General features: G+C 67.0%; 11 protein-coding genes and 1 riboswitch. Of the genes, 9 read left to right on the forward strand and 2 right to left on the reverse strand.

Annotated elements, in window-relative coordinates; all coding sequences use genetic code 11:
• A partial coding sequence (locus tag ACIQ6O_RS06415; RefSeq protein WP_396206950.1) for an amino acid permease occupies window positions 1-535 on the reverse strand: 535 nt, incomplete at its 3' end.
• Between the two features lie 70 nt (window positions 536-605).
• On the opposite strand from ACIQ6O_RS06415, the gene ACIQ6O_RS06420 reads away from it, so the two are divergent.
• From ACIQ6O_RS06420 to metX, 9 genes are all read left to right on the forward strand, one after another.
• On the forward strand, window positions 606-2,006 hold the full coding sequence (locus ACIQ6O_RS06420) for a M16 family metallopeptidase (protein ID WP_396206960.1): 1,401 nt from the start codon (window positions 606-608) through the stop codon (window positions 2,004-2,006).
• The gene (locus tag ACIQ6O_RS06425) at window positions 2,006-3,460 is read left to right on the forward strand and encodes a M16 family metallopeptidase (RefSeq protein ID WP_396206951.1); all 1,455 of its coding nucleotides are present in this window, start codon (window positions 2,006-2,008) and stop codon (window positions 3,458-3,460) included. The genes ACIQ6O_RS06420 and ACIQ6O_RS06425 overlap by 1 nt, the downstream gene beginning before the upstream one ends.
• A gap of 11 nt (window positions 3,461-3,471) precedes the next feature.
• Entirely contained in the window at window positions 3,472-4,419 is a 948-nt protein-coding gene (locus ACIQ6O_RS06430; protein WP_396206952.1) for a sulfurtransferase, read from the forward strand.
• Window positions 4,420-4,478: 59 nt separating this feature from the next.
• Entirely contained in the window at window positions 4,479-5,006 is a 528-nt protein-coding gene (gene purE / locus ACIQ6O_RS06435; RefSeq protein ID WP_396206953.1) for a 5-(carboxyamino)imidazole ribonucleotide mutase, read from the forward strand.
• Entirely contained in the window at window positions 5,003-6,202 is a 1,200-nt protein-coding gene (gene purK / locus ACIQ6O_RS06440; RefSeq protein WP_396206954.1) for a 5-(carboxyamino)imidazole ribonucleotide synthase, read from the forward strand. Before purE ends, purK begins: the two co-directional genes overlap by 4 nt.
• A gap of 10 nt (window positions 6,203-6,212) precedes the next feature.
• On the forward strand, window positions 6,213-6,590 hold the full coding sequence (locus ACIQ6O_RS06445) for a hypothetical protein (RefSeq protein ID WP_396206955.1): 378 nt from the start codon (window positions 6,213-6,215) through the stop codon (window positions 6,588-6,590).
• A 139-nt stretch (window positions 6,591-6,729) separates the two neighbouring features.
• Window positions 6,730-7,974, forward strand: a complete 1,245-nt coding sequence (locus tag ACIQ6O_RS06450) for an acetate/propionate family kinase (RefSeq protein ID WP_396206956.1) — start codon at window positions 6,730-6,732, stop codon at window positions 7,972-7,974.
• A 394-nt stretch (window positions 7,975-8,368) separates the two neighbouring features.
• Window positions 8,369-8,444: riboswitch (SAM riboswitch) on the forward strand.
• Window positions 8,445-8,504: 60 nt separating this feature from the next.
• The gene (locus tag ACIQ6O_RS06455; protein WP_396206957.1) at window positions 8,505-9,902 is read left to right on the forward strand and encodes an O-acetylhomoserine aminocarboxypropyltransferase/cysteine synthase family protein; all 1,398 of its coding nucleotides are present in this window, start codon (window positions 8,505-8,507) and stop codon (window positions 9,900-9,902) included.
• On the forward strand, window positions 9,899-12,103 hold the full coding sequence (gene metX / locus ACIQ6O_RS06460) for a homoserine O-acetyltransferase (RefSeq protein ID WP_396206958.1): 2,205 nt from the start codon (window positions 9,899-9,901) through the stop codon (window positions 12,101-12,103). Before ACIQ6O_RS06455 ends, metX begins: the two co-directional genes overlap by 4 nt.
• 28 nt (window positions 12,104-12,131) lie before the next feature.
• On the opposite strand, the gene ACIQ6O_RS06465 is transcribed toward metX, so the two are convergent.
• The coding region (locus ACIQ6O_RS06465) for a P1 family peptidase (protein WP_396206959.1) at window positions 12,132-12,588 on the reverse strand (457 nt) is incomplete at its 5' end.

Genomic DNA, 12,588 nt, shown 5'->3' on the forward strand with positions numbered 1-12,588 from the left:
GATACCGGGGGGCCAAGGCGAGCGCCGCAAAGACGAGCAGCGCAATCGCGGCCAGCTTGAGCACCGTGAGGATGTTACCGGTGGTGGCGCCGATGCTCACCCCGAGCACGTTCAACCCGGTCAGCACCACGATCAGCGCAATGGCGATAGGGCGCCCTGCCCCCGCGCCGAGTCCCATCAGCTCGGCCAGGTAGTTCGAGCCGGTCATCGCGACCGCCGCCATCGCACCGGTTGCCATGATGAGGAACAGCGCCCAGCCGTACATGAAGGCCGGAAAGGTGCCGTAGGCATCGCGCAGGTACACGTACGTCCCGCCCGCCTGTGGCCGACGCGCACCCAGCTCGGCATACACAAATCCGCCGATGATGGCCACCACCGCCCCGAGCCCCCACGCCCCAAGGGTGAGCGGGGCCGTTCCGACACGCTGCGCCACGACCGCCGGGGATAGGAAGATCCCCGCCCCGATGATGCCTCCCACGACCAGCATGGTGCCGGAGAACGTCCCGAGCTTGGCGGCGTATTGAACCGATGGCATGGGGCCAAACTGCCCCGTGTACATTATCTCCGCTACCTGCAGCCCTCACGAATTCCCTCGATCCGTGATCATGGTTTCCAAGACATTGCGCCGCGTCGGCAGCTCCGCCTGCACGCTGGCGTTGCTCGCCGTGGCGGCGGTACCGCCGCTCCGGGCCCAGAAGGCCCCCGGTATCCCGCACGAGAAGTACACGCTGCCCAACGGCCTCGAAGTGATCCTGCACGTGGATCGCTCGGTACCCATCGTGGCGGTGGAAGGCTTCTACAAGGTCGGATCGGGCGACGAAAAGCCGGGACGCACCGGCTTTGCCCACCTGTTCGAACACGTGATGTTCATGGGCTCGCAGAACGTACCCGTGGGCAAGTTCGATCAGTGGCTCGAAGCGGCCGGCGCCAGCAACAACGGCTCCACCAACTTCGACCGGACCAACTACTACGAGACCGGGCCGTCGAACGCGTTGCCGCTCATGCTCTGGCTGGACGCCGACCGCATGGGCTGGCTGCTGCCCACGATGGACAAGACCAAGCTCGACCTGCAGCGCGACGTGGTGAAGAACGAGCGCCGGCAGGGCGTGGACAACGCACCGTACGGCAAGGCCGACGAAACCATTCTGCCCGTGCTCTTCCCCCAGGGGCATCCCTACTCGTGGGACGTGATCGGCTCCATGGACGACCTGAGTGCCGCGGCGCTGGATGATGTGAAGGACTTCTTCCGCCAGTACTACGCGCCCAACAACGCGACGATCACGATCGCCGGCGACTTCCATCCCGATTCGGCGAAGGCCTGGGTGAAGAAGTATTTCGGGGCCATCCCGCGTGGCGCCATGGCCATCACACGTCCCGTGGCGCCGGCCATCACGCTCACGCGCGACACCGTGCTGGTGGTCGAGGATCGCGTGCAGTTGCCACGGGTGTACTACACGTGGCACGGCGTGAAGGCCTTCAGCACCGACGACGCCGCGCTCGATGCCTTCACCGATATCGTAGCGAATGGCAAGAGCTCCCGACTGTACCGCACGCTCGTGTACGAGAAACAGCTCGCGCAGGATGTGCGCATGAGCAACCAGTCGCAGAAGCTCGACGGCATGATCCAGCTGGTCGTGACGGCCAAGCCCGGCGTGCAGCCGCGCGAGCTCGATGCGGAGATCACCCGGGTGCTGAACGACGTGCTCGCAAACGGCGTGACCGAACGTGAACTGACCCGCGTGAAGAACGGCATGCGGGCGAGCATGCTCGACGGCCTCGCCAGTGTGGCGAGCAAGGCGTTCCGCCTCAGCTACTACAACTACTTTACCGGATCGCCCGACTATCTCGCGCAGGATCTGGCGCGTTACGAATCGCTCACGCCGGCCGCGGTGCAGCAGGCCGGTCGCACGCATCTCGCCGGCACGCCGCGCGTGGTGCTCACCATCGTACCGGACGGCAAGACGTCGCTCGCGCTCACGACCGCGACGCTCGGAGGGATCAAGTGATGCGCACACCTCGACTCACCGCCGCGGCCGTCGCCATAGTGGCGCTGCTGCCCGCCGTGTCCAACGCACAGGGAACGGCAACGCCGGCCAGCACGGTACCGCCCACGCTGTCTGCCCCTACGCCGCTCAAGCTGCCTACCATGGTGGAGCGCACGCTGCCCAACGGCCTGCGCCTCGTCATCGTGGAGCAGCACGAACTCCCCGTGGTCGATGCGCAGCTGGTGATCCGCACGGGAAGCGAAGCGGATCCGACCACCAAAGCCGGGCTGGCCACGCTCACGGCCAACATGCTCGACGAAGGTGCCGGCTCGCGTGATGCGCTGGGGCTGGCCGAGGCCATCGGCTATCTCGCCATTCGGCTCAACACGTTCTCCGGGCTCGAGAACAGCAGCATTGCCCTGCACGGCACGCGCGCCACGCTCGACAGCGCGATGTCACTGATGGCCGACGTGGTCCTGCGGCCGACGTTCCCCGAGAAGGAGTTCACCCGCCTCAAGAGCGAACGACTCACGGTGCTGCTGCAGGAGCAGGATCGCGGCCCCGCCATGGCAGACCGCGCCTTTGCGGCGCTCGTGTTCGGCGAGAGCCATCCGTACGGACGCAGTACCAGCGGCGCCCGCGAAACCGTCGAACAGATCGGACTCGATGACGTGACGCAGTTCTGGCGCACCTACTATCGCCCGAACAACGCCACGCTCGTACTCGTCGGTGATCTCACGGTGCGCGAAGCCGAATCACTTGCGGCCTCGGCGTTCGGCGGCTGGGAACGCGCCACGGTGCCGCCGGTCACGTACGCCAAGGCGCAGCCCGCCGGTCCCACCGCCATCCGCATCATCGACAAGCCGAAGGCGGCGCAGTCGAGCTTCCGCATCGGCAGCATCGGCGTACCGCGCAGCACGATCGACTACTACCCGCTCATGGTCATGAACACGGCGCTCGGCGGCTCGTTCACCTCGCGTCTCAACAACACCCTGCGAGAAGTGAAGGGGTACACCTACGGCGCCGGCTCGGGCTTCAGCATGCGTCGTGAAGCGGGACCGTTCACCGCGCGCGCCGAGGTGGTGTCCGCGAAGACCGACTCCGCGCTCATCGAGTTCATGAACGAACTCAAGGGCATGCAGAAGCCACTCCCGGCGGAAGAACTAGCCAAGGTGAAGCGCTACCTGCGCCTCGGCTACGCCGATGGGTTCGAGAGCACGAGCGATATCGCCTCGCAGGTGGCCAGCCTCGTGCCCACCGGCCTCCCGCTCTCCACGCTGGGGTCGTTCGATGCCGGGATCGCGAAGGTCACCGCCGCCGATGTGCAGCGGGTGGCGAGGCGCTATCTCGACCCCTCCAAGATGCAGATCATCATCGCCGGTGACCGCGCCAGCATCGAGCCGGCGCTCAAGGCCACCAAGATCGCTCCCGTGGACGTGCGCGACATGCGCGGGCGTCCCGTCATCGTTCCCTGACCGAGCCCCTCATGTCCCATCTCCTCAAGACGCGCCTGCTCACTGCATCGGTGGCGGTATTCGCGCTCGCCGCCTGCCGCGCCTCGACCCAGCAAGGCGCCGCTTCGGCGTCTGCGGCACCCAACGCCCGCGCCGCCAACGCGGCCCCCATGCTCGTCGACACGAAGTGGGTGGCCGAGCACATCAACGACCGTGACGTCGTGGTGCTGCATGTGGGCACCAAGGCGCAGTACGACAGCGGGCATGTGGCGGGTAGCCGCCATGTCTCGCTGGAGGAACTGGCGCTACCGCAGGTGCAAGGTGGGCTTACGCTGCAGATGGCCGGCGCGGAACAGCTTACCGCGTGGGCCGTGCGCAACGGCATCGGCGACAAGACCCGCGTGATCGTGGTGCCCCACGACTTCAATCTCCAGAGCGCCACGCGCGTGTTCTTCACCCTGGCCTACCTCGGCGCCGGCGATCGTGCGTCGCTCATGGACGGCGGCTATCAGGCGTGGAAGGGCGAGCAGCGCGCGGTGAGCACGACCGCGCCGGCGGCGGCACCGGCTGTCACCTTCACGCCGCGCGTACGCTCCGACCTTATTGCGCAGGTGAGTCAGGTGGAAGCCGCCACGCAGGACAAGTCGCGGTACATCGTCGACGCGCGTCTCACGCGCTTCTACAACGGGGACGGCGGGGGCTACCCGCGCCCGGGGCACATTCCGACGGCGGTGAACATCCCCATTTCCAGCGTGAGCGTGAACGGGTTCCTGCGTCCGCGGGCGGAGCTCGACGCGCTGTTCGCGGCGCAGCAGGTGGACCGGAGCAAGCCCGTGATCACGTACTGCCATATCGGGCAGCAGGCCACGCTGCTGTGGTTCGTGGCCACCCTGCTGGAGCGTGACGCCCGCATGTACGACGGCTCGTTTCAGGAATGGAGCGGCAGCACCCGGCCCATTATCGCCCCGGAGAAGAAGTAAGGCCGTCGTCCCTTCCCGCCCCGGGTACCTTTATCGGGTCCCCTCACTCTGGAGACCGCGTGACCTCTGACGCTTCCACGCCCCTGGTTGGCGTGGTCATGGGCAGTGCGAGCGACTTCGATACGCTCGCACCAGCCTGCGACATCCTCGCCGAATTGGCGATCCCGTACGAAGCGCGCGTCGTGTCCGCGCATCGGACGCCCGATTGGCTGTTCGAATACGCCGAGCAGGCGAAGACGCGCGGCCTGCGCGCGATCATCGCCGGGGCCGGCGGGGCCGCGCACCTCCCGGGGATGCTGGCGGCCAAGACGCTCGTACCGGTGCTCGGTGTGCCGGTGGTGGCCACGCCCCTCAATGGCATGGACGCGCTGCTCAGCATCGTCCAGATGCCGGCGGGAGTGCCGGTGGCCACCTTCGCGGTGGGCAAGCCCGGTGCCGCCAATGCGGCGCTCTTCGCAGCCCAGCTGCTCGCGGCCGACGATGCGACGCTGTTCGCGCGCCTGACCGCCCGCCGGGCGGCCAAGGCGGAAGAAGCCCTCGCGCGTCCGCTCAACGCCCCCAACGCCATTCCGCCCGCCGCCACGTGACCGACTCCGCGCAGCCGATTCTTCCCGGCGCCACCATTGGCTTCCTCGGTGGCGGCCAGCTCGGACGCATGACGGCGTTCGCCGCCCGCTCCATGGGCTACGACATTCAGGTGCTCGACCCCGAAGCGGCGTGCGCCACGCGCCCGGTGGCATCGCGCACGATTACCGCGAAGTTCGACGATGTCGACGCCGCCGTGGCGTTGGCCTCCGAATGCGACGTGGTGACCCTCGAAATCGAGCAGATCCATCCGGACGTACTCGACGCCGTCGCGGCGCGCACGGCGCTGCGTCCGGGGCGTGCCCCGGTGTACATCATCCAGGATCGCATCCGCCAGAAGCAGTGGCTCAAGGCGCAGGGGTTTCCGCTCGGCAACTTCGTCGCGGCCCAGCAGGCGAGCGACATCGCCGATGCCGTGCGCGAGTTCGGCCCCTGCATCGCGAAGAGTACGCACGGCGGCTACGACGGCCGTGGGCAGGTGCGCCTCTCCACGACCGAGCAGGGCATCGACGCATGGACGGCCCTCGGCGCGCGCGAGTGCCTCGTGGAGCAGAAGGTGGATATCCACTACGAGCTGTCGGTGCTGGTGGCGCGTACCGCCGCGGGCGCCGTGGCGGTGTATCCGCCCTCGCGCAATCACCACACGAGCGGCGTGCTCACCTGGGCGGTGGTGCCCGCTGTGATCAGCGACGACATGGTCGCGCGCGCCCAGACGCTCGCCCGCAACGTGGCCGAGCGTATTGGCATCGTGGGTTTGCTGGCCGTGGAGTGTTTCGTGACCACCAGCGGTGAGCTGCTGGTGAACGAACTGGCGCCGCGTCCGCACAACACCTATCACCACAGTGAGCGCGGGTTCGCCACGAGCCAATTCGAGCAGCTCGTGCGCGCCATCTGCGGCCTCCCGTTGGGAGCGACCGATGTGCACGCCCCCTCGGCCATTGCCAACCTGCTCGGCGACGTGTGGCTGCAGGACACGCCACCTGATTTCACGCATGCCCTCAACGTGACCGGTAGCCGCGTGCACCTCTACGGCAAACACGGCGCGAAGGCCGGCCGCAAGATGGGGCACCTGTCGGCAGTGGGACACGATGCCCAGGACGCCCTGGGTCGCGTGCTCGAGAGCTATCGCCGCCTGTCCCCCGGTACCATCGCCAGCTTCGACGTGCACGAGCCCGTGCTGGCACACATCACTTCCTGACCGTTTCCGCATGTTTCCACGCGACTTCTACGAAATCCTGCACATCATCGGTATCGCGATGCTCTTTCTCGCGATCGGTGGTGTCGCCACCCATGCCGCCAATGGCGGCACGAAAGCCACCAGCCAGACCCGTGGCCTCATGAGTAGCGTACACGGCCTGGGCGCGCTGCTTATCCTCGTGGGCGGATTCGGTATGCTCGCCCGCATCGGCTTCAAGCACGGGTCCAACTTCCCGGGCTGGCTGTGGGTAAAGCTCATCGTCTGGCTTGTGCTCAGCGCCATCGTGCTGCTCCCCTACCGCAAGCCCGCACTCGCCAAGCCGTTCATCTTCGTGCTTCCGCTGCTGGCCGGTCTGGCCGTGTACATGGCCCTCTACAAGCCGTTCTGACCACGCTGTAGGGCAATGCTCGCTTGCCCGGGCTCGTGCGGCCGGTGAAGATGCATCAGGTGCTCTGGTGCTCTTCACCGGCCTTCGTGTTTCGCGGGGCGGTGTCGTTCTCCACGCAGGATGTGCTCGGGATGCGCGTGTGAATATTCTGGTGCTCAACGCCGGCTCGGCGACGCTCAAGTTCCAGGTGGTCATCACCGATGCCGATCGTATTGCCGATGACCGTGACGACAAACTGCTGCGTGGCCAGATCGAGCGCATCGGCGGCGAGTCGGTCATCACCCTCCGCAACGCCGACGGCAGCACCCGACGGCGTACGGCGAGCCTGCGCGACATGCGCGCCGCCGTGGACTGGCTGGTGGGGTACCTCACCGCGCCGGAGAGTGGCACCGGCTTGTCGGCCCGCGCGGACATCCACGCCGTTGGTCACCGCGTGGTACATGGGGGCGAGCAATTCCGCAGTAGCGTGATGGTAGACGACGCCGTTCTTCAGGGGATCGAGGACAACGTGGAACTCGCGCCGCTGCACAATCCGCACAACCTCCGCGGCATCGAGGCTACGCGGAAGGCGCTCGGCATGGGAGTTCCGCAGGTGGCGGTGTTCGACACGGCGTTCCATCACACGCTTCCCGAACACGCGTATCTGTACGCGATTCCGTATCCGCTCTACCGCCGGCACAAGATCCGCCGCTACGGATTCCACGGCACGTCGCATCGCTCCATCGCCTATCGTTTCCGCAAGATCACGGCACGCGAACGCGGCGAGGTGCGCATCGTGACGCTGCATCTCGGCAATGGCTGCTCGGCGTGCGCCATTCGCGACGGCGTGTCCATCGATACGAGTATGGGCTTCACGCCACTCGAAGGGCTCGTGATGGGCACCCGGTCCGGCGATCTCGATGCGGCGCTCCTCGACTACATCGCGGCCAAGGAAGGGCTGTCGCTTTCGCAGGTGGAGGCGATGCTCAACAGCCAGTCCGGACTACTGGGCATCAGTGGGCTCACCAACGACATGCGCGACCTGCTCGCGGAAGCGAACGAGCTCAACGATCGCCGCGCCCGTCTCGCGATCGAGATTTTCTGCTATCGCGCGCGCAAGTACATCGGCGCGTATCTCGCGGCCCTCGGCGGTGCCGACGCGGTGGTATTCGCGGGCGGCATCGGCGAGAACAGTGCCGAAATTCGCGCGCGGATCTGCGACGGTCTTCAGTGGGCGGGACTGCACGTCGACGCCGCGGCGAACTCCGCCTTGGTGGGGGGACGCGAAGGCCGCTTCTCGGCCGACGGCTCGACGCTCGAGGCGTGGGTGGTGCCGACGGACGAAGAACTGCTGATCGCGCGGGATACGTTTCGGGTGGTGAGTGGGGTGTCGCTGCCCGGCTGAGAGGGAATTGCACCCACCCACAACCCTCAACACACGACCCTCTACGCTGAACGGGCGTGCCGGCAGACGCCGGCGATGGCCCTGTGGTTCGAGCACGCGACTGACAGCAGCTCCGTTCAGGGTTGAGGGTCGTGAGTAGAGGGTTGTGGGTGGGTGCGAAGCGTCCGGCAAAACCCGACTTGATTTCCCGCCCCGCCTTGCCGATACTCAACTGTGCGCGGCGATTTTCCCGATTTGACGGGCCGTGCACTCAGCGCCAGCGGCGCTGACAATCCGTCTAAGTCGTGGTCCTGACGGCCCTCGACGATTCAATCGGCGAGGGCCGTCAGTGTTTTCCGGTCCTCGAAATCGAGAATCGCCGCGTTCAGCAATACGACAACTGAAGACCGCACCATTCCGGTGCCGTGGTGATTTGCCGCCGATTGCCGCCACGTAAAACAAGGAGCTAAACAGCGAGTGCGCCCGGCGGCCCTCCGTCTCCGGGCGCTTCGTGTTGTCTGGCGGCACTACTCCTCAGGAGAGTGCCTACGATGTCCGACGTATCCAGCAACGAGTTCACAAGCCGTCCGTTCGCCGCCGACACCATCGCCCTGCATGCCGGCCAGGAGTCGGCCGACAGCGCCACCGGCGCACGAGCGGTGCCCATCTACGCCACCAGCTCGTTCGTGTTCGACAGCCCCGAACATGCGGCCGACCTCTTCGGCCTCAAGGCGTTCGGCAACATCTATACCCGTATCATGAACCCCACCACCGACGTGTTCGAGAAGCGCATTGCCGCCCTCGAAGGCGGTGTGGCGGCGGTGGGTGTAGCCAGTGGGCAGGCGGCGCAGACGCTGGCGATTCTCAACCTCGCGGAAGCCGGCGACAACATCGTCGCCTCGCAGTCGCTGTATGGCGGCACCGTCTCGCTCTTCTCCAACACGTTGCCGCGCCTGGGGATCCGCACGAAGTTCGTGAACATCCACGACCTCAAGGCCGTGGCGGCCGCGATCGACGACAACACGCGCGCGCTTTATGTGGAGACGGTGGGCAACCCCGCGCTCGACGTGCCCGATCTCGAAGCGCTCGCGCGACTCGCGCACGAGTTCAACCTGCCGCTCGTGGTGGACAACACCTTCGCGCCCGTGCTGGTGAAGCCGCTCGCACATGGCGCCGACATCGTGCTGCACAGCGCCACCAAGTGGATCGGTGGTCACGGCACCAGCATCGGCGGTGTGATCGTAGACGGTGGCAAGTTCGATTGGGGCGGCACGGCTCGGTTCCGTCGCTTCTACAGCGACCCGGAGCCAGCATACCACGGCCTGCGTTTCGCCGAAGCGTTCGGCAACGTGGGCGGCGCCAACATCGCGTTCGCGATTCGCCTGCGCGTGTTGTTGCTGCGCGATATCGGCGCGGCGCTGTCGCCCTTCAACTCGTTCCTGTTCCTGCAGGGACTCGAAACGCTGCCACTGCGCATCCGCCAGCACAGCGCCAATGCGCTCAAGGTGGCGCAGTTCCTCGAGCAACACCCGGCGGTATCGTGGGTGAAGTATCCGGGGCTCACGTCGCACGCCACGCATGCGAACGCGGCGAAGCAACTCAAGGGCGGATTCGGCGGCGTCCTCACCTTCGGCGTGCGCGGTGGTGAAGCCGCGGCGCGGCAGTTCATCAAGAGCACCGCGCTCTTCTCGCTGCTGGCCAATGTGGGCGACGCGAAGAGTCTCGTGATTCATCCGTGGACGACCACGCACGAACAGTTGAGTGACACCGAGCGTCATGCCGCAGGCGTCACCCCCGATCTCGTGCGTCTGTCTATCGGCCTCGAAGACGCCGTCGACCTCATCGCCGATCTCGATCGCGCCCTGCAGACGGCCACAGGAATCAGCGCGGCACGCGCCGCGACTTCGTCCACCTCCTCCGCACTCCAGGCCACGGTGACCGCGGCATGAGCACGCTGCCCCCTTCCCTGCTCGCCCCGCGCGGCCCGTCGCGCATCATCTCCCGTCCGCCCACGATCGGGGCGAGCCGTGCGACACCCGATGGTGCGCCCGCCACGCCGTCCCCTCGCGCGGCAGCCGAATGGCCGGTACGCGACGAAACCATCACCTTCCGCGATATCGTGCTGGAAGGCGGAGAGCACCTGGACACCGTCGACGTGCACTATCGCCTCGAGGGCGCCATCAACGGGGCGCGCGACAACGTCGTGCTCGTGGTACATGCGCTCACCGGCACCGTGCACGCGAGCGAGTGGTGGAAGGGGGTCATTGGTGCGGGGGCCGCGCTCGACCCGACGAAGCACGCCATTCTCTGCGCCAATCTGCTCGGTGGCTGCGACGGCACGACCGGACCCACCAACAGCGATCCCGATGTGCTGCCGCCGATCACCACACGTGATCAGGCGGCTCTGCTGGCCCGTTTGCTCGATGCGCTTGGTGTGAGCGCGCCACTGCTCGTGTGCGGTGGCTCGCTGGGCGGCATGGTGACGCTCGAATTCGCAGCCAGTTTCCCCGATCGCGTTCGTGGTGCCGTGTGCCTCGCCGCCCCCGCGGTGCAGACAGCACAGGGACTGGCGTGGAACGCCATCATGCGTCGCGCCATCGCGCTGGGTGGCGAACGCGACGGTCTGGCGCTGGCGCGCATGGTGGGGATGCTGAGCTACCGCACCCCGGAAGGGCTGGAGCGCCGGTTCGGGCGCGCACAGAATGGCAGCGGCAACTTCCAGGTGAACTCGTGGCTCGATACGCACGGCGAGAAGCTCGTGCAGCGGTTCGATGCCACGAGCTATGGTGCGCTTATCGATGCGATGGACGTGCACGATGTGGGACGTGGCCGCGGCGGGGTGAACGCGGCGCTGTCCGCCATCGCCGACCGACTCGTTGGCGTAGGTATTCCCGGTGATCTGCTGTACCCCGATCACTCCGTACGCGAATGGGCCGATGCGGCCGGCGCGACGTACGTGGAGCTGCCTTCGTCGCACGGGCACGATGCGTTCCTGCTCGAAGTCGATCGCGTCGCACGCATCATCGGCAACGCGGTGCATGCCGCCGAACAGCGGGAAGCGAACGCAACGCGACGTGGTCGCGCCGCCTCACCGGCGGCACCCACATCGCCGCGAAGCGCAAGCGCCAGTGTCGCAGCGCCCACGGAGCGCGGTGCGAAGCGAGCGCTTCCACACGTTTCGCATGCGGTGAAGCCGCTCCGCATCGCCCTCGCCGGATGCGGGCACGTGGGTGGTAGCCTGCTCGATCTCTTCGGCGAGCGCGCCGAGGCCGATCCGAATGCCCCGCGCATTCGCGTCGAGCGCGTGCTGGTCCGCGATCCGTCGCGGCCCCGGCCGTCGCTCGCGCAGGCGATCGCGCGTGGTATCGCCCCGTCGGGCGCGGTGGTCACCGATCCCACCGACCTGCTCGATGACGATATCGATGTACTGGTCGAGGCGATCGGTGGTACCACCACGGCCCGTACGTTGGTGGAGACGGCGCTGCGTCGTGGTATCCGTGTCGTCACCGCCAACAAGGCACTGCTCGGAGAACGTGGCGCGGCACTCCAGGCGCTCGCCCGCAACAGCGGCACACGACTTGACTTCGAAGGCGCGGTGTGCGGGGCGATTCCCATCGTGCGGTGCGTGCGCACGGGGGCCGCGGGGGTGGGCATCACGAAGGTGAGCGGGATCCTCAATGGCACCAGCAACTATGTGCTCGAGCGCGTGGCCGAGGGGCATTCACTCGCCGACGCGATCGCGACGGCGCAGCGTCTCGGTTATGCCGAGGCCGACCCCACGCGTGATCTCAACGGGCAGGACGCCGAAGATAAACTGCGTATCCTCGCGTGGCTGGCATTCGGCATCGAACCTGCCGCACTGAAAGTGACGCGTCGTGGCATCGACGCGGAAACAGCCGCGTGGGCGGCGCGCGTCGCCGCCGAAGGCGACCGCGTGAAGCTCATCGCGAGCGTGGCGCGCGAAGGCGAGGAGTTCGTGGCCCGCATTCTGCCCACCCGCGTGACGGGCGATGATGCCTGGGCCCACGTATCCGGTCCATTCAATCGTGTGGTGATCGAAAGCGAGACGGCCGGTGCCCTGGTCTTTCAGGGCCCGGGCGCCGGCGGCCTCGCCACGGCGGGCGCTGTGTTGGCCGACGTACTCGGCTGATCTACCGTCGAGCGGATCGGGCGGCGCTCTACCGCCCGATACCGCGTGCGCGCAGCAGATTCCGCACGGAATCCACCGGCAACGGCTTCACTGTGCCGGCGCGGCTGCTCACCGGTGTGGCCATGAGCAGCGCATCGTACAGCGCCTCTTCGGTGGCTTCAGTCACGGCCTGAAACAGCGCCGACATGGCATCGTTGCCGAGTTCGTCGTTGGTGGAGAGCGTCGCATCGGGATTCCGTCGGACGCGCCGGTTGGTCGAGAACGCGAGCACATAGTCGCCCGACCCGTTGGAGGCACTCGACCCGGTGCGCGCGAGTCCCATGATCGCACGTGCCCCGAGTCGCTCGAGATTACGCGCCAGCACCGGCGCATCGGTGGCAATCACGATCATGCAGGATCCATCACCTCGCTCGGCGCCCGGATCTCCGGGACCGGAACGGCCCGTGGGTGCCACGTCGCGCTGGAAGGAGAACCGGCCGAGCAAC

The sequence above is a fragment of the Gemmatimonas sp. genome (genome assembly GCF_044345575.1).
Lineage (GTDB): Bacteria > Gemmatimonadota > Gemmatimonadetes > Gemmatimonadales > Gemmatimonadaceae > Gemmatimonas.